Consider the following 25,029-nt stretch of genomic DNA (forward strand, 5'->3'; position numbering starts at 1 on the left):
CTGCACCCCGGTGCAAGGTCAAGGCCTAGGCTGCACACTCCTGCGAGAGCTCGGTGATGATCCAGTCGGTGCCGGGGCGCTCCATCACGACCGTGCCGCAGTCACCGGAGGACAGGCAGGTGACGAACAGCGTGGCAGCCGTTGCAGTCTCCTCCTGCACGGCGATGTCGACGGCGGGATCCTGGCCGGCCGCCCGGTAGAGCTCAGCGGTGGTGGTGATCATCTCCTCGCAGGTACCGGCCCGCACCGGGCCCTGCGCATCGAGTTCCGCAAGCATGCGGATCACGAGCTCCGGAGACAGCTGGCGGCACGCGGTCTCAGCGTCGGGCTTCCGCGAGGCGTCGAGCCAGGCGAGGAACCCGTCGACCGCTCCCATCGCGGCGGGAGCAGATTCGGGGAGCGGCGACGCGCTCGCCGTGGGAGCCTCCGACGACGTCGCGGGTGGCGCACCCTCGGTCGGAGACGTGCTCGCTGGAGCGCAGGCACTCAGCAACATCGAGGCGGCCAACAGTCCGGCCGACAGGAGCGCCGGCGTGCGAGACAGGATCACGCGAACATCCTACGGACGCCCGCCCCGTCGCGCACGTGCCCCTGCAGGCGCGGCGCAACGCGTCCCGTGCGGCGTTCAATCGATCCTGCGCGTCGTCGTAGTTCATGATGGACCCGCAGTCGTTGCGCCTGAAGAAACTATCAGATCGTTGCCTGAAGCGAAACTATTTGGTCGACGGTAGCCCGATCGTCGTCCGTCATGACCACGACGGCCCGCAGGCGAGGGAGTGCCAGCTCGACGAGCACGGCAGGTTGTCCATAGCGGTAGCACCACCAGGATCGCACCCCGGAACCCCGCCAGTACCCGGCGCGGACCGCGAAGGTCCCGGTGCCACCGGACCTCCATGTGACCGGGACCTCCGCCGTCGGATCTCCGGAGACGCAAGCCGAACGGATCGCGGCACGTGGAAGCCGGATCCGCCGACGCAGACTGAGGAAGCCCCACCACCCTCGTGGCGTGATGACGAGATCCGGGCCGTCGACCGAGACGTCCACCAGACCCCGACGACCGTCACGGCGGCTCATGCCGACGCCGCATCCAGGATGTGCAGCCCGGCGATCGTCCGGTCGTCGCGGAACGAGATGCGCGCGACGAAGTCACCGGCCTCGAAAGCGAGCGACGTGTTCGTGATGGTGACGTCCGCGGCCCTCGAGGCCACGGTCTCGCCGTGCGACTCGTAGGCTCCCGCCAGACCGGCGATCTGCGCCCAGGCGCCAGCCAGCGCGGTCGCGGGCAAGCCGTCGCGCATCGTCTGGTCGAAGCGCGACGTCACGTCCTCCCACCGACCGGCGGCGAGGTCGTCGATCACGGTCACGGCGAGCGCCGCGGCATCGGAAAGCGGGGTGGTGTTCATGGGAGCTCCTGTTCGTGGGTCGACGGGTTTGCCGTAGCGCTGGAACGCCGCCTGCCGGGTGACCCCGAGGGCGTCGCCGATGGCCTGCCAACTGGTTCCGTCGCGGCGGGCCTGCTGCACCGCCGCGATGACGACGCGTTCAGCACTCTCGCGGACGCCGAGCGCCCCGAGTACCAAGCGGGTCGGATCCGCCGGGTCGCCGAGGACCGGCGCCATGAGGAGCCGGTCACTGCGCGCCGCCAGCTCTGCGAGCACATCCGTCAATTTTTCTTGCATGTGTAAACCTTACGTTTACACGCGGGCAATGTCCAGCCCCTGCACGCCGTCGCCACTCAGGCGCTCGAGCCACCCTGGGGGCGAGTCGAGGCGAAAGCTCAGACGGCGAGCGTCACATGCCGACCGAGCGCTTCGATCGCGGCCTCGTCGCGCTGATAGTGCGACCACTGGCCGATCCGGGTGCACGTCACGAGGCCGGCGCGCTGGAGCGTGGCCATGAACTGCGAGGCCGTCGACTGCGACACCTCGGCCCTCGCCTGGATGTGCTTGAGGCACACGCCGACCTCGGCCGCCGGCTGATCCTGCGGCGGGAACGACTCAGGATCCTTCAACCACCCCAGGATGGCCAGGCGCGTCGGGTGGCCGAGCGCCTTGAAGACGGCCACCAGGTCCAACTCGTCAACGTTCGTCATCCGTCAACCATATCGCAATATCGCGATTCCACGATGTTGTGCAACACTATGGATCGGTAAATCGCGATCTAACGATGGAGATGTCATGACACAGCACACAGCACTGGTGGTGGGAGCCCGCGGCGTGATCGGCGGGAACCTGATCACCCACCTCGAGGGGCTCGGCTGGGACGTGATCGGGTTGTCCCGCCGCGGCGGTACCGACCGGGGATCCGTCAGGCACCTCGCGGTGGATCTGCTCGACCGCGACGCGACCATCCGCCAGTTGCGGGGCCTGTCGGAGGTGACGCACCTGTTCTACGCCGCATACCAGGACCGCCCCAGCTGGGCCGAGCTCGTCGCGCCGAACCTCGCGATGCTCACCAACGTCGTCGACGCCGTCGAACCCGTCGCGCCGGGCCTCGAACACATCAGCCTGATGCAGGGCTACAAGGTCTACGGCGCACATCTGGGCCCCTTCGCGACACCCGCGAAGGAGTCCGACCCGCCGCACATGCCGCCGGAGTTCAACGTCGACCAGCAGCAGTTCCTCGAGCGCCGCCAGGTCGGGGCGGCCTGGTCATGGTCGGCGTTGCGGCCGTCGGTCGTCGCCGGGATCGGCCTGGGCAACCCGATGAACCTGGCGATGGTCATCGCCGTCTACGCGTCCATGAGCAAAGAGCTCGGCATCCCGTTGCGATTCCCCGGAAAGCCCGGCGCGTACACGAGCCTCATCGAGATGACGGACGCCGACCTCCTCGCGAAGGCCACCGTGTGGGCCGCGACGCACGAGGCCGGACGCAACGAGGCGTTCAACATCACGAACGGCGACGTGTTCCGGTGGTCGTCGATGTGGCCGAAGATCGCCGCCTTCTTCGACCTCGACGTTGCGCCTCCACTCGAGATGAGCCTCGTCGAGGTGATGGCCGACAAGGAGGCCCTGTGGAACGCGATGGTCGAGCGGCACGGCCTCGCGCCCACCAGCTACGCCGAGGTGTCGTCTTGGGCGTTCGGCGACTTCGTCTTCGCGTGGGACTACGACGTCATCGCCGACACCTCGAAGTCCCGCCGAGCCGGGTTCCACGAGTACGTCGACACAGAGGCGATGTTCCTCCGCATCTTCCAGGACCTCCGCGATCAGCGACTCATCCCGTAAGCGTCGGAGCCCGGCTACTGCTCGAAGGCGGCGAGCGCGACGCTCGCCGCCTCTGCGACCAACGCATCGTCGTACTCGGCGTCCGGGTCGAGTGTGTTCGTGAGGATGCTCAGGACGATCGGGTCGCCGCCCGGCCGGTCGATGATCGCGATGTCGTTCCGGATCCCACCCGCACCCCCGGACTTGTCGGCCACCTGCCATCCCGCCGGAGCACCGGCCCGGATCAGGGTGTCGCCGGTCGCGTTGCCGCTCATCCAGGCGAGGAGCGTCGCCCGGTCGGCGGGGTCCAGGTAGGAGCCGTCGACGAGGCCGGTCAGGTCGTCGGTGAACGCGGCAGGGGTGGTGGTGTCATCGGTGCTGCCCGGTTCGATCACGTTCAACAGCGGCTCCGCGTTGACGACCTCGGTCACCTCATCGCCGAACGTGACGAGGGCGGCATCCAGCGCGGCGGGCCCACCGATCCGCGCGAGGACGAGGTTGAGGGCCGTGTTGTCGCTCCGCCGGACGGCGGCCTCGGCGAGCTGCGACAGGGCCAGGCCGGTCTCGACCTGTTCACTCGTCACCGGCGAATAGCCGGCCGCCTCGACATCCTCGGCCGACCACGTGACGACTTCGTCACGCGCCGAGCCGCGCACCTCGTGGAGGAAGACGGCTGCGGCGAGCGCCTTGATCGTCGATGCGTACCCGAAGCGCTCGTCCGCGCGGTAGGACAACCGGGCGCCGGTCCCCGTGTCGACGGCGCTCACGCCGACGCGAGCGCCGAACTCGGCCTCCAGGGCTTGAAACTCGACGGACCGGTCGGGCATCGACGTGGGCGGGGCCGACGTTGGCGCCGAGGTTGGGGAGCTCGGCGACGCCGAAGGGGACGGAGGAGCGGAGGCGCACCCCACGAGCCCGAGCACCAGCCCACCGGCCAGGGCGACGGCGACGACGCCACCGGTGCTCCGCGTCATCGACGAACGCCGGCCTGCCCAGCGACCTGGTGATCGAGGCGCTCGAGGTCCGCCTCGACCATGGCGACGTCACGCGCGAACGCGTCGTCGTCCAGCTCGATCTGACGCACCGTGAACACCACCTCGGCACCTTCCGGATGGGCCAGGACGCGCACCGGGTTGGTGACGACGGTCCCGGACGGCAGGGTCACATCGTGGTCGAGTACCCCGAGATGGTTGCGCTCGACGAACCGGACCTCCACCCGACCCATCGGCGACTCGACGAACAGCGAGTCACCTTCGCGCACCACCTCGGCCTGCGCGAGCCCGGCCGCCCACCGCGGGAGGTTGTCGACGTCGGACGCGTATTCGTAGACGGCTTCCGGCGAGGCGCTGATGACCCGGCTCACGTGGCGACTTCTCATGGACGGCATCATGCCACCTCGGTGCGCGAGCCATCAGGCACGTCGACGGCCGCAGCGAGCCACGCCCGCGGTGAGGCGCCGACCCGCTGGGAGAAGGCGCGGGAGAAGGCCGGTGCGCTCGCGTAGCCGAGGCGCGAGGCGGTGAGCCCGACCGGCTCACCAGCGCGGAGCATGCCCTGCGCGAGCGTCACCCGCCACGTGGTCAGGTACTCGGCGGGCGGCACGCCCACCAGTGAGGCGAACCGCGCCGCGAAGGTACTGCGCGAGAGCCGCGCCTCGTCGGCCATCGAGGCCAGTGTCCACGCCTCACCCGGAGCCTCGTGGATCGCGACGAGGGCGCGTGCCAGAGCCGGATCCGCCAGCCCCGTGAGGAGCCCAGCCGGCAGGCCGACCTCGTCCGTGTGGTCGAGCATCCAGCGGAAGAGCTGCATGAGCACCACCTCGAACAGGCGATCGACGATGACCCGCTGCCCGCAGGCGCCGGCGTCGACCTCGGAGAACAGCAGGTCGAGGGCGGGCCGGAGCGTCGTGACGGCGTCGAGCGGGATCACGACGACGGGCGGCAGCGCCAGGAGCAGTGGGTGCGTGGCCCCACCGTCGACGTCGATCGTGGCGCAGGCGAAGTCGGAGTCCTCAGTGGGCGCGTTGTGGAAGGCGTGCTCGAGCGGCCTCGGGTAGAACAACAGACTCGGACGATCGACGATGACGGTCTCCAGCCGACCGTCGGCCTGCTGGTGGGTCACCGACATCTCGCCGTCACGGAGCACGTGGAGGAAGCCTCGTCCGGGCGACGCCGCGAACGTCGTCACGCCGCACAGCGGACCGGCGTGGAAGAGGCTTGCGCGGATCCTGAAGTGCTCGAGCATCGACGACAGGCGGTCCACGGGTGGCATGCGGACAGCATGGCAGACGATCTGCACTGAAGTCCAGACGAAATGCATCGAATCGTCCGATACTGACCCACAGGATGGAGGCATCCCCGGAAAGACCGGGGCAATCAGGACAGGAACCCCTCATGTCACTCATCCCCCTCGTCGACCCCGAGACCGCGACCGGCACCACGAAGGAGCAGCTCGACCAGATCCATGCCGCGTTCGGAACCGTACCGGCGATGTTCGCGACCGTCGCCAACTCGCCCGCCGCGCTCACGAGCATGTGGTCGGCCTTCGGCGCGTTCGGGTCGAGCAGTTCGCTCGGCGCCGCGCTCGGCGAGCAGATCGCCGTCGCCGTCGCGAATCGCAACGCGTGTGAGTACTGCCTCGCCGCTCACTCGGCCCTCGGTCGCAAGGCAGGTGTCAGCCGCGACGCGATGTCCGCCGCGCAGACGGGCCAGTCGGACGACCCGAAGACCGCCGCGATCCTCGCGTTCGCCCTGCGGCTCGTCGAACTCCGGGGTCAGATCCCCGCCTCCGACGTCGAGGCGCTGCGCTCGCACGATGTCACCGACGAGCAGATCGTCGAGATCGTGGGTCAGGTCGCCCTCAATCTGTTCACGAACTACCTCAACGTCGCGCTCGAGGTGCCGGTCGACTTCCCGACCGTGCCGCTCCGTCGCGTCGCCTGAGCTCGACCGGGAACGACAGGCACCGACATGTCCGAATCCTGGTTCCCGAGCCTGCTGACCCCGACACCCGAGGAGGGTTACGCACTCGCGATCAAGCTCTCGAGGACCGGCGTCAAGATGACCCAGCCCGACGCGGACGTCCGTGCACGCCTACGGGTCGCGTATGCGGAGAACGCCGACAGCCTGATGGGCGCCTCCCAGGTCATCGCGATCAACTTCCAGACCGTCAGCGCGGCGAACGGATACTGGCGCTGAGCGACACGACGAAGCACCACGATCCCGCCCGCGGATGACACTCCGCGAGCGGGATCGTCCTGCGGGCTGACGATTCGAGCATCGACGATTCGTAGCCTGGAGGCATGCCCGGCATCACCCGCAGTCGACCGCCCTTGCCATCACCGGCCCCCATGGAACAGCGACGTCGTCGGCGTCGGCGTGGCCTCATCGCTGCCGTCGTCACGGCATCATTCCTCGCTTTGGTGGTCGGCGGCGCCGTCGTCGCCGCGCCGCTCCTGCGGTCGTACGGGATCTACCTCGTCCCGCCGTCGCCGCAGACGTACGCGGAGGTCGCGCTCGACGCCATGCGACAGGGTGTCGCGGCCACACCGGAACGCTACGCCGAGGTGCGGGCACGGGCCATGGCCTCCGTCGCGGACGCCTCCGACTACGCCGACACCTACGGACCGATCGCGGAGGCGGCGACCGAGTTGGGAGGTCCGCACACCACCTTCAACGATCCTGCGGCCGCGGCGGAGCTGTTCGGCCCGTCGTCGGGGTCCGAGGCCGAGAACGAACCGCCCACCGTCACGTCCACCGACGGTGTGACGACCATCCGGCTCCCGACACTCATCGGTGGCGGCTCCGGGAGCGACTCCTTCGGCCAGCGATACATCGACACGGCCGTCGACGCGATCACCGCCGCCGCGCCCCACACGTCGGCATGGGTGGTCGATCTGCGGGACAACCATGGCGGCAACGTGTGGCCGATGGTGGCCGCCGTGGCACCCCTGCTCGACGACGGCACCGTCGAGACCTTCGAGTCCGTCGACAGGTCGACGGTCGTCTCGGTGTCGGGCGGCGCCGTGTCGTCCGACGGTAACCGACAGAGCGCGGCGACGAAGCCGCAGCCGAAGGTGGACGGCCCGATCGCCGTGGTCATCGACGGGATGACCGGCAGCTCCGCCGAGGCGGTCGCGATCGCCTTCATCGGGCAGTCGGACGTGCACGTGTTCGGGCAACCGAGCTACGGCTTCAGCACGGCCAACCAGCCGGTCCGCCTCTACGACGGTGCGGTCGTCAATCTGACCGTGGCCGTCGACGCCGACCGTACTGGCAAGCGCTACGGCGTTCCGATCGAGCCCGACACCGCCGTCGAGGACTTCACGCAGCTCCCCGCGGCGATCAGCACGTGGCTCGCCGACCGCGGCTGAACGATCCGTCCACCGAGAGTGCCCGTTCTGCTCGCCGAACTGCTCCGGAAGTGCAGAACGAGCACTCTCGGCCGCTCGGAACTGGACGTCTGCACCAACCGGATTGGACAGGTGTCGGGACTTTCGACAGACCGGTGAATCGGCCGCCGCGTCGCGTTACCGTGGTCGCGCTCCCACATTCCGTGGAAGCGGAATTCGCGAGAGTCGTTCCGAGCGCGGCTTGGCTCGACATGAGCTTGGAGGTCAGTCATGCCATTCGTGACAACGGACGACGGCACGGAAATCTACTACAAGGATCTGGGCGACCCGGCGGCGCAGCCCATCATGTTCCACCACGGTTGGCCGCTGTCGTCGGACGACTGGGACGCGCAGGTGCTCTTCTTCCTGTCGAAGGGGTACCGCGTGGTGGCCAGCGATCGACGCGGTCACGGGCGGTCCTCGGAGATCGGGTCCGGCCACGACATGGACCACTACGCCAGCGACGTGTCGGCGGTCGTCGAGCACCTCGACCTGCGCAACGTCGTCCACATCGGGCACTCGACGGGTGGTGGCCAGGTCGCGCGGTACGTCGCCAAGTACGGCGAGCCACAGGGTCGTGTGGCGAAGGCCGTCCTGGTCTCGTCCGTGCCTCCGCTGATGGTGCAGACCGACGCCAACCCCGAAGGGACGCCCATCTCGGTCTTCGACGGCTTCCGGAGCGCGCTCGCTGCGAACCGGGCGGAGTTCTTCCAGGCCGTGGCTTCGGGCCCGTTCTACGGCTTCAACCGCGACGGTGTCACGGTGTCCCAGCCCGTCATCGACAACTGGTGGCGTCAGGGCATGACCGGCAGCGCCGTGGCGCACTACGAGGGCATCAAGGCGTTCTCCGAGACCGACCAGACCGAGGACCTCAAGGCGATCTCCGTGCCGGTCCTCTGCATGCAGGGCGATGACGACCAGGTCGTGCCGTACAAGGACGCGGTCATCAAGCAGGCCGAGCTCCTCAGCAACGCGACCCTCAAGGTCTACGAGGGCTTCCCGCACGGCATGCTGACCACCCACGCCGACATCATCAACCCCGACCTCCTCGCCTTCATCGAGCAGTAAGGGAACCAACGTCAGAGACGTGCGGCGCACCCGGATGATCTCGGGTGCGCCGTTCGTATGATGGCCGACCCATCGGCGGATTCCGCGAGTTGCTGTTGGACGGACGCTCGGCTCAGCGACGCACACACGGACCGGACGCGGACAGGACGATGACCGGCCCCCACTCGGACGTGTCAGCAAATTCGTCGAGACGCAGGTAGTAGCCGTCATCGGAGATGAAGGAGACGCCGCTCGTGAGGTCTGAGGAGTCGTCGGCTGCGACCACCTTCCCGACCTTCCAGGCCGCCCTGTCGGCATACATCGCTGCAGCCTCGTCCAACCAGGCGTTGCGATCGAAGTCCTCCGCGACGCTCACGGTGATGCTGCCGTCGTACTGGACGGCACCGCCGCTGCAGGCGAGGTCCACGTCGTTCTGGCTCACTGTCGACGCTCCGCCCGGCAACGTCGCTTCGAACTCCTGACGCAAGGAGAGCGCTTGTTCCTTGGCAGACTCGTAACTCGGCCCTCGGTCGAACACACCACACCCCGCCAGTACGCCGACGAGACAAAGAGCGAGGAGAGTGCTGACGGCGCGGCGCATGGGCACCTTCCTACCATGACCGAGGTCGACTGCCTCGTTCCGGTCAGGTCGCCGCGCTGAGCTGTCGGCCCTACTCGATCGCCGAACCGAGCTCGCTGAACCCATCGGCGAGGACGTCGCTCAGCCGCCGAGCGTAGCGACCGTCGGGGTCGAGGTCTGGATCGAAGACGGTCACTGATGCTCCGACCGCGCCAGGAGCGAGTTCGGCCAACAGCGCACGCAACTGCGGCGCGTCCAAGCCTCCGGGATCGGGGCTGTCGACTGCGGGCATGATGCTCGCGTCGAGGACGTCGACGTCGAGCTGCAGCCAGTAGCCGCGGCCCACCACCTCGTGCACCGCGACACGCACGTCGCCGGCGGGCTGCTCGATGAGCCGCCGGGCCGGGATGACGAGTCCGAGCGTCTCGCGCGCCTCTGCTGCTTCCGCGTCGTCATCGCGGTGCCCGATGTGCGCGACGCGTCGCGATTCGAAGTACGGGCCGAGACCGTCGATGTCCGCGATCGCCGGCCAGTGCAGGCCGACGGCGGCGGCCAGGTCCTCCCCCGCGACGCTCGCACAGGCATCGCTGTTGCCGGGATGTCTGAAGTCCGTGTGGCCGTCGACGTGCACCAGCCCTGCCCGCCCACGGCGCGACAACGCCAGACCGATCCCGATCAGGACACTGCAGTCGCCTCCGATGACGAGCGGTGCATCGCCGGCGTCGAGGACCTCCGTCAGCCGCGTGGCGAGGCGCCGCGCATGATCGACCATCCCCGCTTCGTTGCGGACGTGCCCGCTCGGGCGGGTGTCGTCGTCGTCGAGGTACCGCCCGGCCAGGACAACGCCCGCATCACGGGCTCCGGCCGCTTCGAGCCGACGGAACAGTCCGGCCTCGCGCAGAGCCGACGGGGCCTTGTCCGCGCCGGGCACGCTCCCCCGCTCCGGTGGGCGGAGCCCGAGGTTCGTCGGAGCGGAGATGAGAGCGATCATCCCGTCAGCCTGACAGAGCGCGCCGACAGTCGACAGTGCAGCCTCCCGGCCAGATCATCCGCCGACGAGCGGTTGCGTCGTGCGCATCAGCCCACCAACGGGTACCAGTGTCGGTCGCGCAGCTGATGCTCGTCATCGTCGAGACGCACCCACGTGCCGTCAGTGATCGGGGCCACGTCCGAAGCCCACACGCCGAAGTGGGCGACCGGCGCCGGCCAGTCGTATCCGTCGGCCGGTGCCTCCACGACGTTGCGTACGGCGCCGATGAAGTGCGTGCCCGCGTGCTCACCGGTGATGCGTTGCGCCAGTTCACGAACGGCCGCCGTGCCGTCGACATCATCGGATGCAGCCTCGAGCATCGGCAGATCGAGCCGCCCTGTGCCCTGCCTTGGCACGCAGAACACCTGGTCGGAGTCGCGCAGGAGCAGGCGCACGACCGCCATCGGCCGGGGTGGCGTCGTCCGGCGGATCACCTCGGCCCTTCCTCCAGGAGGCAGCCACGGCGCGTCGAGCGTCACATGGACGAGCGTCTCGTCTTCGTTCACGCCGCGAGCGTACCCGAATCGAGGGAGCGTGACCGGTGCCGGCTGCTCGAGCTCTCAGTCAGATGCGCTCACCGAGATAGCTGCTCGTTTGCCACTCCCAGCGGCGGGAGGATGCCCTGGGCCGCCGCCACGGCTCGGGCGACGATGAGCGGTGGGTCGACGATCGTCCCGGTGGCGATCAGTGCGTCGAGCTCGGACAGCGGGATGCGCACGAGCCGCACCTGCTCCGCGGGATCCGACAGGTCTGCCAGGCCGGAACGGATGCCTCGAGTCGAGATGAACAGGTGTGTCGGCCAGGACGCTCGCCCCGGGTTCATGAAGAAGGTGTGCAGCGGTCGGAGGTCGTCCGGAACGACACCGAGCTCCTCTTCGAGCTCACGCCGGGCGGCCTCGAGCGGGGCTTCGTCCGTTCGACCGGCACCGCCCGGCAGGTCGTGGATCCAGCGGTCGAGCGGGTATCGGTACTGCCGGGCGAGGAGCACGTCGTCGCCGTCGATGATCAGCGAGGCGACGGAGAAGGGAACGCTCTCGTCGACGAGATACCTCGATCGCGACCCGTCAGGCAATCGGACCTCGTGATCGACCAAGGTGACCCGACCTCGGTGGACCGTCGTCCTCTCGAGCGTGGTCCAACGTGATTCATCCGGAACAGGCATCCGCCCACCCTACGGTCGAGCGCCGTCCGGCGATCATGCCCTCAGCGGAAGTCGCCCAGCTGACGCTCGACGGGCACCGTGCCCTCGACGATCACGTCGCCGGTGTGGGCGGTCGTGACGGTCTCGATCAAGACGATCTCGACCTCCTCGTCGGCGATGGGATTGTGCTGCACGCCCCGCGGCACCACGAAGAACTGGCCCGGCGTGAGCACGACTTCCTCATCGTCGGGGAGCTGAATACGGAGCGTGCCCGAGACGACGAGGAACATCTCGTCCTCGTTCGCGTGGTCGTGCCAGACCAACTGCCCGAGGAGCTTCGCGACCTTCACGTATTGATCGTTGACCCGCCCGACCACTCGGGGAGTCCAATGGGCCTCGACCTGTCGGAGTTCGGCGGCGATATCGATTCCGGAGAGAGCGGTCATGCCTCCATCCTCTCCCGGCTGTCGTGCGTCGTGGCGCGGTATAGCCCCTCGGGCTCGGTGCGCGCCGGCTCGGTCAGCCGTCCAGCCGGTCCGCCGTCGACGGCTCCTCCGCGCTACGGTTCGCGATCGCACGGACGATCGCCAGGACGTCCTCGACGGCCACCCCGGCCGCATCGCTCGCCTCGACGAGCGCACGAGCCCGTTCGATGACCGCTTGCGGCGCCCGCGAGGCTCCGGGGGCGACGCGGGTGCCGGCCGCGGTACGGGTCACGACGAGACCTTCCTGTTCGAGCGCACGATAGGCCTTCGCCGCCGTGGCTTGAGCGACCGCGAAGTCCCGAGCGGTCTGCCGCACCGTCGGGAGGCGGTCGCCGTCTCCCAGCAGCCCTGACCGGATCGCGCCGCGGAAGAGTTCGGTGATCTCGTCGGCCGACAGGTGGTTCATCGAGCCGACCCGGCGAACTCGACGTCCGCGTCGGAGCGCGTTCGTGTGGCGAGCGCCGCTCTGACGGTGTCCACCGCGATTCGGAGTGCCAGAGCGACACCGGCTCCTTGGAGGGCGTAGCCGGCGAGGTTCATCGGTCGGGCGATCGCGCTGTATCCGCCGTCGATGAACAGGCGCGTGTTCGAGACGTTCTCCGACACCCAGTACTCGTCGATCCCGACGAGCGACGTCCCCGCCGAACCTACGTGCATCCAGACGGCGCCGAGCGTGGCGGTGAGGCCGGCGAGCATGAGGAGCGTGAACACCCGGGCGGTCGACTCGCGGTCCGGTCGGACACTCGGCGCGGTGGACCGGGCGAGGATCGGCCGGTTGGCGTCGGTGCGGAGCACGAGGGCGAGTGTCAGTGCCGCAAGCAGGATGACGATGACCGTGGCGAGGTGGTTTGGCCACCCCGAGCCGGACACGTAACCGAACCCGTTGTTGAAGTTCGTGTAGATCGGCAGGGGCGAATAGTCGGGGACATGTCCGAAGAACTGGCCGTTCTCGGGTGCCGTCGTCGCACTGGCGATCTGCCAAGTGGCGGTCACCAGGGCGAGCGACGCCGCGATGCCCGCGATCCACAGCGACACCCGCGGTGCGAAGGTGTTCCACGCCCGCAGTGGCGTGATCGCTCGCTCACCCGGCGCGGGCACGGGGACACGACGCAAGGCGAGCGCCGCGATCACGATCACGATGGTCGCCACGACGAGCGGTGCCGGTCGCCGCCACCAACCGTCGTATCCGGACGCGTCGTACACGCCGACGTTCAGAGCGCTCGCGAGGGTCGCGGTGGCCACGATCGCGACGGCGCCCGCCGTCCCTGCCCAGCGGAGGACGGTGCGACGGGGGCCTCGATCGGGCAACGAGATGATGCGACGCGGGCGCACCCAGGACAGCGCGAAGATCACCAAGCCGAAGGTCAGTGCGTTCTCGAGGGGCAGGATCTGCTTGACCTCGGACAGCAGCATGAGGAGTGTCGTGAGCATCGGTACCTCTCGGAGCGTCGGACGGAGCGCAGCGCGCCTTGTGCTGACAAGGTAGCACAAACTTGTACTGCGCACGCAGCTCAAGTTCGGATCAGGGCTCGAAAGTGCGCGTTCTACTCACTGCGAGGGGCCGATGAAGCAGAACGGGCACTCTGGGCGGCGACGTCACGCCGGCCGATACCGCATGGCGACCGCGCCTGAGCGGAACTCCCGGCGGTCCACGAGTTGGAGCTCGATGCGCTCACGCAGCCCGGCGAGCAGGGTCGGCCCGCGTCCGGCGAGCACCGGCTGCACGAAGAACTCGTACTCGTCGATCAGTCCCAGGTCGGCCAGCGCGAGCGGCAGCGTCACCCCGCCCACCCACAGGCCCTCGCCCGGTTCCTGCTTGAGCCGCCGGACCGCCTGCTCGAGGTCGCCTCTCATCAGCTCCGCGTTCCAGTTGGCGTCACCCAGCGTGCTCGAGACCACGTGCTTCTTCGCCCGGTCGATGGTCTCCGCGAAGGGGACCTGCCACGGCTCGACCCAGTCCGGCCAGGTGCCCGAGGCCGGTCTCCGCCAGGCGGACTCCATCATCTCGTAGGTCACCCTGCCGAACAGGAGGGCGTCGGCCCGCGCAAGCTGCGCGGTCCAGTACTGCATCGACTCCTCGTCGGGCGGGAGTCCCGCCTCGTGATGACAGCACCCGTCGAGCGTGACGTTGATCGAGTATCGGAGTGGTCTCATCGCACTGCGCTCCCTCACGGATCGACGGCCTCCCGACGCTGGGAACCCGTCTTGCCAGCGAACCACGTCACTGGTCGGATGTCGATCACGTGTGCCTCGTCGCCCTGCCAGACTGGCGTCGATGATCATCCGCACCGAACGAACCACCCTCGAACCGATCTCACCGGCGCTCGCACGACGCATCGTCGAACGCGACGAGCGCGACGGTGACGACTGGCACCCGGAGTATCCGTTCGCCGATGAGCTCGGCCCGCTCCGTGGCCTCGCGGAATCGACCACTGGCGACCCGATCTTCACGCTGTACGTCATCCGTGACGCCGACGTGACGGCCGTCGGTGGACTCGGCTTCTTCGGCCCACCCGACAGCGATGGCCGCGTCGAGTTCGGCTACGGTCTCGTTCCCGCCGCTCGTGGGGTCGGACTCGCGACGGAAGCGGTCGTCGGCGCACTGGCGTTCGCCGCAGCGCACGGCGCAGAACGGGCTGCCGCTGAGACCGACGTCACGAACGTCGCATCCCAGCGGGTCCTCCTGAAGGCGGGACTCGCAGAGACCGGACGCACGGCCACGACGGTGTCGTTCGCGCGCGAACTCTGACAGGAGATGCCAGCCATGATCGAGGCCTGATGCCCCCCTCCGCCCGCACGGAACGTGAGCAGACCGTCTGGGTTCCGGGGAACGACGCATGGATCCCGTGAGGACCGCGACTCGGGCAGACGGTGAGGCGTAGACCGGAGGTCATGACCCTCACGACGATCCTGCCCTCGCTCCGCCGCAGCATCCCGGACCCGTTCGTCCCAGACCGCTGGCCGGCACACACCCACCTCAGCACCACGGACGTGATCGTCGACGACGTTCCGATGCTGCGCCTGGTCGAGGAGTTCGGAACCCCGTGCGTCCACTCGGCGACAGCGGTGATCCCCGGCACTGGTGGATGCCCGTCTCCCGTCGAGCAGACCACCGTGGTCGTCATGCGCGTCGTCGATGCGGCGTTCGGCGAGAACGGCCATCGCCTCACCCTCGACGCCTGCCTCTCAGACGTCGAACCGTGCTGGTCGGAACTCCGGCTGATCGGCCGGGCGTCGACGACGCACACGGTGTCGTTCCACCTCGACAGCGAGGCCGGAACGGAGCAGTACGTGCTGCTCCCCCGCGACCTCGCGCCCGGCGACCTGCTCGCCGTGCCGTGTCGCGGCGAGGTCGCTCAGTCGGTCGGCTCGGCGTCGGGCTTCATCCAGAACGGCGAGTAGTGGTACCCGTCGGGGTCGTCGAACTGGCGCTGGTACATGAACGGGTAGTCGTCGGTGTCGCCGATCCGTCCACCCGCGGCGCCGGCCCGATCGACGAGCTCGTCGACCGCCTCGCGGCTCCCGAGGTCGAAGGAGACCGTGACCTTCGAAGGCGTGTCCGGTCCACCGATCAGCTCCTCAGTGCCGCCGACGCTCGCGTACATTTCGCGGCTGCCGAGCATGACGTACTGCTCGGGCGCGATCTCGAAGCAGGACACCTGATCGGTGGACATGGCGGCGTTGCGAGTCCAGCCGAGGGCGTCGTAGAAGGCGGTCGCGCGTTCCACGCTCTCGACCGGACACGTGATGAAGAGGCTCATGCGGTCAAGCTACGCCCGGCTTGAGCGGGTCGACAAGGACCATTTTCCGTCGCCGCCCGCACGAGCGAAGCTCTCTCAGGACGTCGGACGTCCACTGGCCGGCGCCCATGGAGCCGTTGGATCGATCGCCGTCGCGATCCGCGCGCTGATCTCGGCCAGTTGCCGCACCTGCGCCTCCGTGAGCGAGCCGAAGACGAGCTCCTCGACCAGGGCGTGGTGCGCGGGTGTCGACCGGGCGACGTGGGTGTGGCCGTCGTCCGTGAGGACGGCGAGGGTGAACCGACCGTCGGTGGGATCGACCTCGCGTCGCACCCAGCCCTGCTTCTCCAGTCGAGAGATCGCTCGGGAGAGCCGGGAGAGCGTGCTGCTCGCATACCCGGCGAGCGTGCTCATCCGGAGCGTGCGGTCCGGGGCGGTGTCGAGCGCGAAGAGCAGCCCGTGCTCGTAGTGGCTCAGCCCACTGTCGCGCTGCAGCTGGGCGTCGAGCGCCGCGGGAAGCCGCTCCACCAGGGTGGCGACGGAGGCCCAGGCCGCGAGCCGGTCGCCGCTGAGGCCGGGGCGGTGCGACCGGACTCGCGGGGCAGCTACGCGCACGCCGACACCCCCGCGCCGACATCACTCGGAGGAGCGGCGCTCCCGGACCGCGTCGAAGGTCCGCTGCAGCGCACCGATGGACGCCTCGGAGTCGACCTGGGCGACGCCGATGAAGAGGCAGTCGACGACCATCAGCTGTGCGATCCGACTCCCGAGCGCTCCCGAGCGGAACGCCGTCTCCCGCGCGGACGTCTGGAGCACGATGTCCGCGCTGCTCGCCAGGGTCGACTCCGCGTGGTTCGTGATCGCGATGGTCGTCGCCCCGGAGCGGGCCGCGAGCCGGAGATAGTCGACGGTGTCAGCGGTCGCGCCGGAGTGCGAGATCGCGACGGCGACCGCCTGCTCGTCGAGGATCGCAGCGGCGGTCCAGGCGGCATGCGGGTCGGGCCATTCGAGCGCCACGCGCCCGATCCGCGAGAGCTTCCGCTGCAGGTCGACGGCGACGATGGAGCTCGCTCCGACACCGAAGATGTCGACCCGGCGAGCGCCGGCGACCGCTGCGACCGCACGGGTGAGGGCTGCCGTGTCGAGCGCCTGTGCGGTGTCGGCGATCGAGAGCGATTCGTTCGCGGCGACCTTCGCGACGATGTCGTCGAGGCTGTCTCCGGCGACGATGTCGGGCGTTTGCACGTTCGTCCCGGCGAGCGCGAGCCGCTCGCGGAGGTTCTCCTCGGTGAGGTCGTGTCGGAAGTCCTTGAAGCGGTCGTAGCCGATCTTGCGCGTGAAGCGCACGACCGTCGTCGTCGAGGTCGAGGCCTCCTCCGCGATCTCGGCGACCGACCGCGTCGCGAAGGCGCCCGGGTCGGCGAGCAGCGATTCGGCGATCCGCCGCTCGGAGGGACGGAGTTCGTCGAGACGGGCGCGCACCTCGGTGGACACCGCCCGTGATGTCCGGTGGACGTCGGCTCCCATCGGTGCTCCTCTCGACCGTCAACACTGTACCGTCGGCACCCACCGTCGGGATGTATGGAAATTACCATCCACCATCGAATTGTGTATGTTTGTTGCACCGACTCGCGACCAGTGCCCTCCTCAGGTGCGGACTGGCCGACACATGTAGCGGAGTACCGCGGGTGCTGCCGGCATGCACGATCCAGGAACCAAGGGAGGTCCCGTGACCAGCTCCACACCACGCAGCGACGTGATCAGCAGCACCGCCCGACGCCGGGCGATCGTCGCCGGCAGCGTCGGCAACTTCATCGAGTGGTACGAGTTCGGGATCTACGGGTTCCTCGCCACGATCCTCGCCGCACAGTTCTTCAGCGACGGCCAGCAGACCGGCATCGAGTCGCTCATCGCGACCTACGCGTCCTTCGCGATCGCCTTCTTCTTCCGCCCGGTCGGGGCGGCGCTCTTCGGCCGGATCGGCGATCGGATCGGCCGCAAGCCGACGCTCATCCTCGTCCTGGTCATGATGTCCGGGGCGACCGCACTCATCGGCATCCTCCCGACGTACGCCTCCATCGGCATCGCGGCGCCCATCCTGCTCACGATCGTGCGCATCCTGCAGGGCCTCTCCGCCGGCGGCGAGTTCGGTGGCGCCGTCTCGGTCATGACCGAGTTCGCCCCGGCCGGGAAGCGTGGCTTCTACGGATCGTGGCAGTCGTTCACGGTCGCGCTCGGACTCCTCGGCGGCGCCGGCACCGTCGCCCTGCTGGCATCCCTGCTGTCCGAAGCCGATCTGGCGGCGTGGGGCTGGCGGATCGCCTTCCTGCTCGCCATCCCCCTCGGCGCGGTCGCCCTGTTCCTCCGCCTGAAGCTCGAGGAGACCCCGGAGTTCCAGAAGGTCGCCGCCGCAGACACCACCGACGTCGCCAAGCCGGTGGTCGTGCGTGCGGGTGCTGCAGAGACCGCCAAGGCGATCCTCCTGGGGATCGGCCGCCTGATGGGCTGGTCCGCCGCCGGGTACACCTTCCTCGTCGTCATGCCCTCCTACCTCCAGAGCAGCCTCAACGCGTCCTTCCAGGAGGCACTGATCTCCACGGTCCTCGCGAACGCCGGCTTCGCGGCGACGATCCTCCCGGCCGGCTGGCTGTCGGACAAGATCGGTCGGCGCTGGGTGATGCTCACCGGCACCGGGCTCATCGTGATCCTGGCGCTGCCCCTGCTCAACGTGCTGCAGAACCCGGAGCTCGGCGTCGGTGTCCACGGCCTCGCCGTGTTCGTCGCTGGCGCGGTCGTCGGCCTGATCGCAGGCCCTGGCCCCGCCATGCTCGCCGAGATGTTCCCCACCTCCGTGCGGTACACCGGTCTCGGACTGTCCTACTCGATCTCGAACGCCGTCTTCTCGGGCAGCGCCGGCCTCATCATCACCTCGCTGATCGCCTCGACCGGCAACGTCGACGTCCCGGCCTACTACGTGATGGCGACCTGCCTCGTGAGCGCGATCGCCATCGCCACGCTCCGCGGGAACGCCCACCGGGCGGAGCTGCGCAAGTGAGCCGCCCGATGCGCGTCATCGGCCTCATGTCCGGCACCTCGCACGATGCGATCGACGCCGCAGCAGCCGAGATCAGCGTGGACGGCGACACCCTCGTCGTCCGCCCGCTCGGGATGCTCACCGCCGGGTACGACCCGGAACTGCGAGCCGCGATCACCGCAGCCCTGCCACCGGCGACCACCAGTGTCGACGACATCTGTCGGTTGGACACGCGGATCGGGCAGGCCTTCGCCGACCTCGCGGTCCGAGCGGTCGCGGAGCTCTGCAACGGGGAGGCAGACCTGATCGTCTCCCACGGCCAGACGATGTACCACTGGGTCGAGGACGGCCGGGTCGAGGGTACGCTCCAGCTCGGCCAGCCGGCGTGGATCGCCGAACGCACCGGTTGCACCGTCGTCGCCGACCTGCGTTCGCGTGACGTCGCGGCCGGCGGGCAGGGTGCTCCGCTGGTCAGCATGATCGACGCGCTCTGGCTGGGCGGTGAGACCGCTGCGGCCGTCAACCTCGGCGGCATCGCCAACGCCACCATCGTGCGGCCGGGCCAGGACCCGATCGCGTTCGACAGCGGACCGGCGAACGCCCTCATCGACGCCGTCGTCGCCGAGCACACCGACGGCGCCCGCCAGTTCGACGCCGACGGCGAGCTCGCCGCGCGCGGCACCGTCGACGAGGAGACGCTCGACCTCCTCCTGCGCGAGCCGTACTACCAGCGCCCCGCCCCGAAGTCGACCGGCAAGGAACTGTTCCACCTCGACTACCTCCGCGAGCAGCTCGCCGGCCGTCCGACCCTTCCGATCGAGGACCTCGTCGCGACCCTGACCGAATTGACCGCACGGACCGTCGCCGACGCCGTCCGTGGGGTGGAGCGCGTCATCCTCGCCGGCGGAGGGGTGCGCAATCCCCAGCTCGTCGCGCGCATCCGGGCTGCACTCCCCGAGGCCGACGTCGTGAGCAGCGACGACGCGGGCCTCCCGTCCGATGCGAAGGAGGCGCTCGCCTTCGCCGTCCTCGGCTTCCTGACGGTGAACGGGCAGGCGGGGTCACTCCCCTCGGCCACCGGCGCCTCGCACGGCAGCGTCCTGGGCGCGATCGTCCCGGGACGCTCGCTCCCCACGCGGACGCTCGACGGGCCGCCTCGCTCGCTGCGGTTCGAAGCATGACCGTCGACAGCCCCACGGACCACCACGACGGCGTCAGCCCGTCCGACCCAGAACGGAGGGCCGTTCGTGCCTGAAGCATCGAGTACCTTGGCAGCGCTCTCCACCGAGGGACGCAACCCGCGCACGGTCGACCTCGACACGCTGGACACGCTCCGGCTGCTCGAGGTGATCAATGACGAGGACCGACTCGTCGCCGACGCGGTCCGCACGGAACTGCCGAGCATCGCGCGCGCCGTGGAGCGCATCACGGAGGCCCGCCGGCAGGGAGGACGACTGATCTACCTCGGTGCAGGGACGAGCGGTCGGATCGGGCTGCTCGACGCGGTCGAGTGCCCCCCGACCTTCGGCACCGACCCCGCCGAGGTCCTGGGGCTCATCGCCGGGGGCGAGCAGGCCTTCGTCGTCGCCGTCGAGGGTGCCGAGGACGACATCGAGCTCGGCGCCGCGGAACTCATCGCGGCCGACCTCCGCCCCACGGACGTCGTCGTGGGTCTCGCGGCCAGCGGTCGCACCCCGTACGTCATCGGCGGCCTGCGCTACGCACGCCACCTGGGCGCGGGGACGATCGCCGTGTCCTGCAACCGGAACGCCAGGATCAGCGCCGAGGCGGACATCGCCATCGAGGTGATGACCGGCCCCGAGGCGCTCACCGGCTCGACCCGGCTGAAGGCCGGCACCGCACAGAAGCTCGTCTGCAACATGCTGTCCACCGCGTCCATGGTGCGCTCGGGCAAGGTCTTCTCCAACCTCATGGTCGACGTGAAGCCGACCAACGAGAAGCTCGTCGACCGCGCGCAGCGGATCGTCGCGGACGCCACCGGTGTCGAGCGGTCGATCGCCGACGCCGCCCTGGAGCAGGCCGGGTCGCACGCCAAGACCGCCGTCGTCATGCTCCTCGCCGACGTGGACGCAGCGACGGCCGCCCGGCTGCTCGAATCGCACGACGGCGACGTCCGCTCGGCCGTGGCCGCGGCGAGCGCCTGAGCAGGAACGAGAGGACACCGTGGAGATCATCATCCTTCCCGACGCCGCCGAGGTCGGTCGCGTCGCCGGCGCGAAGATCGCGTCGATCGTCGCCGGGCGACCCCAGGCCGTCATCGGGCTCGCGACCGGTTCCAGCCCGCAGGGCATCTACGCGGAACTGGCCCGTCGCGTCCAGGCGGGCTCGCTGTCGTTCGCCGAAGCGCGCGGCTTCGCGCTGGACGAGTACGTGGGCATCCCCGCCGACCACCCGGAGTCGTACGCCAGCGTGATCGCGCGCGAGGTCGTCGCCCCGCTCGGCTTCGACCCCTCGCGCGTCCGCGTCCCGGACGGCCGCGCCGCAGACCTGGCGGCCGCCGCGAAGGAGTACGACCTGGCCATCGCCGAGGCCGGCGGCATCGACGTGCAGATCCTCGGCATCGGGTCGAACGGACACATCGGTTTCAACGAACCCACGTCGTCGTTCGCGTCACGCACGCGCATCAAGACCCTCGCGCCGAAGACCCGCCAGGACAACGCCCGCTTCTTCGACTCGCCCGACCAGGTGCCGACCCACTGCATGACGCAGGGACTCGGGACCATCCTGGACGCGCGCGAGCTCGTGCTGGTCGCTCAGGGCGCCGGGAAGGCGGACGCCGTCGCGGCCGCCGTCGAAGGACCGCTCAGCGCGTTCGTCCCCGGGTCGGCGCTCCAGCTGCACGAGCACGCCACCGTCATCGTCGACGAGGCGGCGGCATCAGGGCTGCGGTTGTCGGACTACTATCGCTACACCTACGACAACCGGCCGGACTGGCAACGCTTCGAATGAATCGGCCGGGCGATGGCCGACGACGCCCCATCCTCTGAGGCGTCCGGCCACCGCAGCCGCAACCCAGCACCCCGCTCCCCTGCACCCCGCTGACGCCCGCATTCGAGAAGGAAGCCTCGTGGCACACCCGACCACCGTCCCGTCCCTTATCACCGAAGCCATCGGCGAAGCCGTGGGTGACCCTTCCCGGATCCGCACCCGCGCGATCGACCTGGCCGCGTACGCCGGGGATGCATCGCACTACCTACTGACGCCCGAGGCGGTCGTCATCGCGGAGAGCGCTGCCGAGGTCGCATCGATCCTCCGGGCGGCGACGCGGTCCGCCGCGCCCGTCACGTTCCGGTCGGGTGGCACCAGCCTGTCCGGTCAGGCGTCCGGTTCCGGCATCATCGTCGACACCAGGCAGCGGTTCAAGTCCATCGAGGTGCTCGACGGCGGCAAGCGCGTCCGGGTGCAGCCGGGGGCGACGGTGGCGCAGGTCAACGCGCGACTCACGCGACTCGGCTACCGCCTCGGCCCGGACCCGGCGAGCGAGGTGGCGTGCACGATCGGCGGCGTCATCGCGAACAACTCCAGCGGCATGGCCTGCGGGATCGACGAGAACACCTATCGGACGCTGGAATCGATGGTGTTCGTCCTCCCGTCCGGCACCACGATCGACACGGCCGACCCGACGGCCGACCGACAGCTTCACGAAGCGGAACCGGAGCTCGCCGAGGGCATCGAGCGCCTGCAGCGCCGCGTGCGATCGGACCCGGCCTCCGTCGCGTCCATCGAGCGCCAGTTCTCCCTGAAGAACACCATGGGGTACGGCATCAACGCGTTCCTCGACTTCGAGTCGCCCGTGGACGTCCTGCAGCACCTCATCATCGGCTCGGAGGGCACGCTGGCATTCGTCGCCGAGGCGACCTTCCGCACCGTCCCCGTCCTCCCGCTGGTGTCGACGGCGCTGGCCGTCTTCCCCTCCCTCGACGCGGCGACGCGCGCGCTGCCCGAGCTGGTCGCGTCCGGAGCCGCCACGCTCGAGCTCATGGACGCCACGTCCCTGACCGTCGGGCAGCGTCTCCCTGGCAGCCCGGCGGAGATCCAGGGCTTCACGCCGCAGGATCACGCGGCACTCCTCGTCGAATACCGCTCCGAGGACGCCGTCGAACTCAGGGACCGTGCGACGGCGGGCGGTGCGCTCCTGAACGGTCTGGACGTGCACGCGCCGGTGGTGTTCTCGAGCGACACGTCCCAGCGGTCGCGCGCCTGGGCGCTCCGCAAGGGTCTCTACGCCTCGGTCGCGGGAGCGCGACCCTCCGGCACCACGGCCCTCCTCGAGGACATCGTCGTGCCGACCGCCGCCCTCGCCGACACCTGCGCGAGCCTGCAGGAGCTCTTCGTGCAGCACGCCTATCGCGACTCGGTCATCTTCGGCCACGCGAAGGACGGCAACATCCACTTCATGCTGACCGACCGGTTCGAAGGCGACACCGCGCTCGGCCGGTTCAACGGCTTCACCGAGCAGATGGTCGACCTCGTCCTCGCGGCGGGCGGCAACCTGAAGGCCGAGCACGGCACGGGTCGCGCCATGGCACCGTACGTCCGCCGACAGTACGGCGATGAGCTGTACGGGGTGATGCTCGAGCTGAAGCGGTTGGTCGACCCGGCCGGGGTGATGAACCCCGGCGTGCTGATCGACGAGGATCCCAAGGCACACCTCCAGGGGATCAAGCTCCAGCCGACCGTCGAGGAGGAGGTCGATCGCTGCGTCGAGTGCGGGTACTGCGAACCCGTCTGCCCGAGTCGCGACCTGACGCTGACGCCGCGGCAGCGCATCGTCGTCCGCCGCGCCGAGGAGTCCGCTCGCGCTCGCGGGGACGTCGCCCTCGCCGAGGAACTCGCGGACGACTACGACTACGCCGGCGTGCAGACCTGCGCCGTCGACGGGATGTGCCAGACAGCGTGCCCGGTCCAGATCAACACGGGCGCGCTGGTCAAGCGCATCCGGCGCACGGAGGCGGCTCCGGTCGCCGCCGCGGGCTGGAAGGCGGCTGCCACCGGTTGGGGGCCGGTCACCAGGATCGGTTCGGTCGCGCTCTCCGGCGCGAAGCTCCTGCCGGCTCCGGTGGTCGGTGCGGTGACGGACGTCGCGCGTGCCGTACTCGGCGCGGACACCGTGCCGAAGTACTCGGGAGATCTACCGGGCGGCGGACGCTCGCGGAAGGCACTCGGTCGGACGGTGGGCGCCGATGACGGTCCGACCGTCGGCATCTACGTCCCGGCGTGCGTGAACAGCATGTTCGGCGCGGCGGACGGCGGGGACGGCGTCATGGGCGCCTTCACCCGGCTCCTCGAGCGGGCGGGCCTGAGCATGATGGTGCCCGACGGCGTCGAGTCGATCTGTTGTGGCACCCCGTGGTCGTCCAAGGGGTTCGCGTCCGGCGCTGCGGTGAACGAGCAGCGCACGGTCGAACGCATCCGAGCGGCCGTGGCCGACAGTGGCCTGGTGGTCGTCAGCGACGCGTCGAGCTGCACGGAGGGCTTCGCGAAGCTCCTCAGCGAGAGCGGCGTGGTCGTCGAGGACGCGGTGGCCTTCGCCGCCCGGGAGATCCTGCCTCGGGTCGACGTCTCAGCGCAGATCGAGCAACTGGTCCTGCACCCGACCTGTTCCTCACGGCAGATGGGGCTCGACCCGGATCTGGTGCTGATCGGCGAAGCCGTGGCCGAGCGCGTGCACGTCCCGGACGACTGGGGCTGCTGCGCCTTCGCCGGCGACCGCGGCATGCTGCACCCCGAGCTGACGGCGTCGGCGACGAAGGCCGAGGCCGCCGAGGTCGCCACCCTGGGTGCCGACGCACACGCGTCCTGCAACCGCACCTGCGAACTCGGGATGACCCGCGCAACGGGCGAGGACTACCGCCACGTACTCGAACTGCTCGACGCCGCGTCGTCAGCGCCCGCGGGCAGCGCGTCCGTCGGCCCGCGCTGATCCCCGCACCGGGTTGCCGGCCGGTTGGACCGACCTGTCACGATCCCACCAGTTGGTGTCACGTATGCGCGTTAAGTGTCACTACGTGGCCGGGCTGGCGTCCGTCGTGGCGATGGGCGTGCTCGCGTTCCTCCCGTCGACCGTCCACGAGCGGGTCGACGGCGATGATCATCCCGGATACACCACCGTGTGCTCATCCGTGGTCGTCGCCGTCTGGCCCCGCGAGCTCGGCGCGGGAGGCGACCGGATGGTCGCTCGCGGGATCGTCTCGACAGACACCTCGGAGCCGCCCTACGACGTCTGCGCCAATCGGCGCTCCCTCTCCGCCGCGGGGATGGCTGTACTCGCCATCCCAGCCAGCTCGCTGCTCGTCCTCGCCGGGGGCTCCGTTCGCCCGGCCCGCCGCGCCGGAACACGCATCCGGTGACCGTG

Annotated in this window: 30 protein-coding genes; 13 read left to right on the forward strand and 17 right to left on the reverse strand. The window is 69.5% G+C overall.

Annotated elements, in window-relative coordinates; all coding sequences use genetic code 11:
• Nucleotides 1-25 precede the first annotated feature (25 nt).
• From ITJ66_RS00200 to ITJ66_RS00210, 3 genes are all read right to left on the reverse strand, one after another.
• The gene (locus tag ITJ66_RS00200; RefSeq protein ID WP_370582521.1) at nucleotides 26-550 is read right to left on the reverse strand and encodes a hypothetical protein; all 525 of its coding nucleotides are present in this window, start codon (nucleotides 548-550) and stop codon (nucleotides 26-28) included.
• A gap of 520 nt (nucleotides 551-1,070) precedes the next feature.
• The gene (locus ITJ66_RS00205; protein WP_194642746.1) at nucleotides 1,071-1,679 is read right to left on the reverse strand and encodes a DUF3887 domain-containing protein; all 609 of its coding nucleotides are present in this window, start codon (nucleotides 1,677-1,679) and stop codon (nucleotides 1,071-1,073) included.
• 98 nt (nucleotides 1,680-1,777) lie between these two features.
• Nucleotides 1,778-2,092: a helix-turn-helix transcriptional regulator gene (locus ITJ66_RS00210; protein ID WP_194642747.1), complete on the reverse strand. Its 315-nt coding sequence runs from the start codon at nucleotides 2,090-2,092 to the stop codon at nucleotides 1,778-1,780.
• A gap of 85 nt (nucleotides 2,093-2,177) precedes the next feature.
• On the opposite strand from ITJ66_RS00210, the gene ITJ66_RS00215 reads away from it, so the two are divergent.
• Nucleotides 2,178-3,227 carry an SDR family oxidoreductase gene (locus ITJ66_RS00215; RefSeq protein WP_194642749.1) on the forward strand — a complete coding sequence of 350 codons (1,050 nt, stop codon included), beginning with the start codon at nucleotides 2,178-2,180 and terminating at the stop codon, nucleotides 3,225-3,227.
• 14 nt (nucleotides 3,228-3,241) lie between these two features.
• Here ITJ66_RS00215 and bla read toward each other — a convergent pair whose 3' ends face one another.
• The 3 genes from bla to ITJ66_RS00230 are packed head-to-tail and all read right to left on the reverse strand — an operon-like array spanning nucleotide 3,242 to nucleotide 5,477.
• On the reverse strand, nucleotides 3,242-4,180 hold the full coding sequence (gene bla, locus ITJ66_RS00220) for a class A beta-lactamase (protein ID WP_194642751.1): 939 nt from the start codon (nucleotides 4,178-4,180) through the stop codon (nucleotides 3,242-3,244).
• A complete protein-coding gene (locus ITJ66_RS00225; RefSeq protein WP_194642752.1) occupies nucleotides 4,177-4,584 on the reverse strand; it encodes an SRPBCC family protein in 408 nt (135 codons plus the stop codon). The genes bla and ITJ66_RS00225 overlap by 4 nt, the downstream gene beginning before the upstream one ends.
• A gap of 8 nt (nucleotides 4,585-4,592) precedes the next feature.
• The gene (locus tag ITJ66_RS00230; protein WP_192003914.1) at nucleotides 4,593-5,477 is read right to left on the reverse strand and encodes an AraC family transcriptional regulator; all 885 of its coding nucleotides are present in this window, start codon (nucleotides 5,475-5,477) and stop codon (nucleotides 4,593-4,595) included.
• Between the two features lie 122 nt (nucleotides 5,478-5,599).
• Between ITJ66_RS00230 and ITJ66_RS00235 the strand changes: the two genes are divergently transcribed.
• The 4 genes from ITJ66_RS00235 (at nucleotide 5,600) to ITJ66_RS00250 (ending at nucleotide 8,664) form a co-directional block, all read left to right on the forward strand.
• Nucleotides 5,600-6,148, forward strand: coding sequence for a carboxymuconolactone decarboxylase family protein (locus ITJ66_RS00235; protein ID WP_194642753.1), 549 nt, complete (start codon nucleotides 5,600-5,602; stop codon nucleotides 6,146-6,148).
• 27 nt (nucleotides 6,149-6,175) lie between these two features.
• Nucleotides 6,176-6,403, forward strand: coding sequence for a hexameric tyrosine-coordinated heme protein (locus ITJ66_RS00240; RefSeq protein WP_194642754.1), 228 nt, complete (start codon nucleotides 6,176-6,178; stop codon nucleotides 6,401-6,403).
• Between the two features lie 104 nt (nucleotides 6,404-6,507).
• On the forward strand, nucleotides 6,508-7,578 hold the full coding sequence (locus tag ITJ66_RS00245) for a S41 family peptidase (RefSeq protein ID WP_194642755.1): 1,071 nt from the start codon (nucleotides 6,508-6,510) through the stop codon (nucleotides 7,576-7,578).
• Between the two features lie 249 nt (nucleotides 7,579-7,827).
• On the forward strand, nucleotides 7,828-8,664 hold the full coding sequence (locus tag ITJ66_RS00250; RefSeq protein ID WP_086472353.1) for an alpha/beta fold hydrolase: 837 nt from the start codon (nucleotides 7,828-7,830) through the stop codon (nucleotides 8,662-8,664).
• A 112-nt stretch (nucleotides 8,665-8,776) separates the two neighbouring features.
• Here the strand turns inward: ITJ66_RS00250 and ITJ66_RS00255 are convergent, their stop codons facing one another.
• From ITJ66_RS00255 to ITJ66_RS00290, 8 genes are all read right to left on the reverse strand, one after another.
• The gene (locus tag ITJ66_RS00255) at nucleotides 8,777-9,085 is read right to left on the reverse strand and encodes a hypothetical protein (protein WP_194642756.1); all 309 of its coding nucleotides are present in this window, start codon (nucleotides 9,083-9,085) and stop codon (nucleotides 8,777-8,779) included.
• A gap of 229 nt (nucleotides 9,086-9,314) precedes the next feature.
• On the reverse strand, nucleotides 9,315-10,214 hold the full coding sequence (locus tag ITJ66_RS00260) for an arginase family protein (RefSeq protein ID WP_194642757.1): 900 nt from the start codon (nucleotides 10,212-10,214) through the stop codon (nucleotides 9,315-9,317).
• Between the two features lie 86 nt (nucleotides 10,215-10,300).
• The gene (locus ITJ66_RS00265; RefSeq protein ID WP_194642758.1) at nucleotides 10,301-10,759 is read right to left on the reverse strand and encodes an NUDIX hydrolase; all 459 of its coding nucleotides are present in this window, start codon (nucleotides 10,757-10,759) and stop codon (nucleotides 10,301-10,303) included.
• Nucleotides 10,760-10,827: 68 nt separating this feature from the next.
• Nucleotides 10,828-11,325, reverse strand: a complete 498-nt coding sequence (locus tag ITJ66_RS00270) for an NUDIX domain-containing protein (RefSeq protein WP_228501401.1) — start codon at nucleotides 11,323-11,325, stop codon at nucleotides 10,828-10,830.
• A gap of 131 nt (nucleotides 11,326-11,456) precedes the next feature.
• A complete protein-coding gene (locus ITJ66_RS00275; RefSeq protein WP_071262105.1) occupies nucleotides 11,457-11,840 on the reverse strand; it encodes a cupin domain-containing protein in 384 nt (127 codons plus the stop codon).
• Between the two features lie 73 nt (nucleotides 11,841-11,913).
• Nucleotides 11,914-12,285, reverse strand: coding sequence for a GntR family transcriptional regulator (locus tag ITJ66_RS00280; protein ID WP_194642761.1), 372 nt, complete (start codon nucleotides 12,283-12,285; stop codon nucleotides 11,914-11,916).
• Nucleotides 12,282-13,310, reverse strand: coding sequence for a hypothetical protein (locus ITJ66_RS00285; RefSeq protein WP_194642763.1), 1,029 nt, complete (start codon nucleotides 13,308-13,310; stop codon nucleotides 12,282-12,284). Before ITJ66_RS00285 ends, ITJ66_RS00280 begins: the two co-directional genes overlap by 4 nt.
• A 165-nt stretch (nucleotides 13,311-13,475) precedes the next feature.
• Nucleotides 13,476-14,033, reverse strand: coding sequence for a dihydrofolate reductase family protein (locus ITJ66_RS00290; protein ID WP_194642765.1), 558 nt, complete (start codon nucleotides 14,031-14,033; stop codon nucleotides 13,476-13,478).
• Between the two features lie 121 nt (nucleotides 14,034-14,154).
• Between ITJ66_RS00290 and ITJ66_RS00295 the strand changes: the two genes are divergently transcribed.
• Nucleotides 14,155-14,628, forward strand: coding sequence for a GNAT family N-acetyltransferase (locus ITJ66_RS00295; protein WP_194642766.1), 474 nt, complete (start codon nucleotides 14,155-14,157; stop codon nucleotides 14,626-14,628).
• A 143-nt stretch (nucleotides 14,629-14,771) separates the two neighbouring features.
• Complete coding sequence (locus tag ITJ66_RS00300; protein WP_194642768.1) at nucleotides 14,772-15,281, forward strand: hypothetical protein; 510 nt, start codon at nucleotides 14,772-14,774, stop codon at nucleotides 15,279-15,281.
• On the opposite strand, the gene ITJ66_RS00305 is transcribed toward ITJ66_RS00300, so the two are convergent.
• The 3 genes from ITJ66_RS00305 to ITJ66_RS00315 all read right to left on the reverse strand — a co-directional run bounded on the left by ITJ66_RS00305 (nucleotide 15,236) and on the right by ITJ66_RS00315 (nucleotide 17,146).
• Nucleotides 15,236-15,640, reverse strand: coding sequence for a VOC family protein (locus ITJ66_RS00305; RefSeq protein ID WP_194642770.1), 405 nt, complete (start codon nucleotides 15,638-15,640; stop codon nucleotides 15,236-15,238). The genes ITJ66_RS00300 and ITJ66_RS00305 overlap by 46 nt on opposite strands.
• A 75-nt stretch (nucleotides 15,641-15,715) precedes the next feature.
• A complete protein-coding gene (locus tag ITJ66_RS00310) occupies nucleotides 15,716-16,234 on the reverse strand; it encodes a MarR family transcriptional regulator (RefSeq protein ID WP_194642772.1) in 519 nt (172 codons plus the stop codon).
• Nucleotides 16,235-16,255: 21 nt separating this feature from the next.
• Nucleotides 16,256-17,146 (reverse strand): MurR/RpiR family transcriptional regulator, encoded by an 891-nt coding sequence (locus tag ITJ66_RS00315; protein WP_194642774.1) that lies wholly within the window; start codon nucleotides 17,144-17,146, stop codon nucleotides 16,256-16,258.
• A 202-nt stretch (nucleotides 17,147-17,348) separates the two neighbouring features.
• Here ITJ66_RS00315 and ITJ66_RS00320 point away from each other — a divergent pair, with 202 nt between their 5' ends.
• The 6 genes from ITJ66_RS00320 (at nucleotide 17,349) to ITJ66_RS00345 (ending at nucleotide 25,024) form a co-directional block, all read left to right on the forward strand.
• A complete protein-coding gene (locus ITJ66_RS00320) occupies nucleotides 17,349-18,674 on the forward strand; it encodes an MFS transporter (protein ID WP_202937948.1) in 1,326 nt (441 codons plus the stop codon).
• A complete protein-coding gene (locus ITJ66_RS00325) occupies nucleotides 18,671-19,834 on the forward strand; it encodes an anhydro-N-acetylmuramic acid kinase (protein ID WP_370582522.1) in 1,164 nt (387 codons plus the stop codon). Before ITJ66_RS00320 ends, ITJ66_RS00325 begins: the two co-directional genes overlap by 4 nt.
• Before the next feature lie 87 nt (nucleotides 19,835-19,921).
• The gene (gene murQ, locus ITJ66_RS00330) at nucleotides 19,922-20,818 is read left to right on the forward strand and encodes an N-acetylmuramic acid 6-phosphate etherase (protein ID WP_194642780.1); all 897 of its coding nucleotides are present in this window, start codon (nucleotides 19,922-19,924) and stop codon (nucleotides 20,816-20,818) included.
• 19 nt (nucleotides 20,819-20,837) lie between these two features.
• Nucleotides 20,838-21,623 (forward strand): glucosamine-6-phosphate deaminase, encoded by a 786-nt coding sequence (gene nagB, locus ITJ66_RS00335; RefSeq protein ID WP_194642782.1) that lies wholly within the window; start codon nucleotides 20,838-20,840, stop codon nucleotides 21,621-21,623.
• A gap of 118 nt (nucleotides 21,624-21,741) precedes the next feature.
• A complete protein-coding gene (locus tag ITJ66_RS00340) occupies nucleotides 21,742-24,597 on the forward strand; it encodes an FAD-binding and (Fe-S)-binding domain-containing protein (RefSeq protein WP_370582523.1) in 2,856 nt (951 codons plus the stop codon).
• A gap of 64 nt (nucleotides 24,598-24,661) precedes the next feature.
• Complete coding sequence (locus tag ITJ66_RS00345; RefSeq protein ID WP_137243005.1) at nucleotides 24,662-25,024, forward strand: hypothetical protein; 363 nt, start codon at nucleotides 24,662-24,664, stop codon at nucleotides 25,022-25,024.
• Nucleotides 25,025-25,029: the final 5 nt, after the last annotated feature.

The sequence above is a fragment of the Plantibacter sp. VKM Ac-2885 genome (genome assembly GCF_015351205.1).
GTDB classification, from domain to species: domain Bacteria; phylum Actinomycetota; class Actinomycetes; order Actinomycetales; family Microbacteriaceae; genus Plantibacter; species Plantibacter auratus.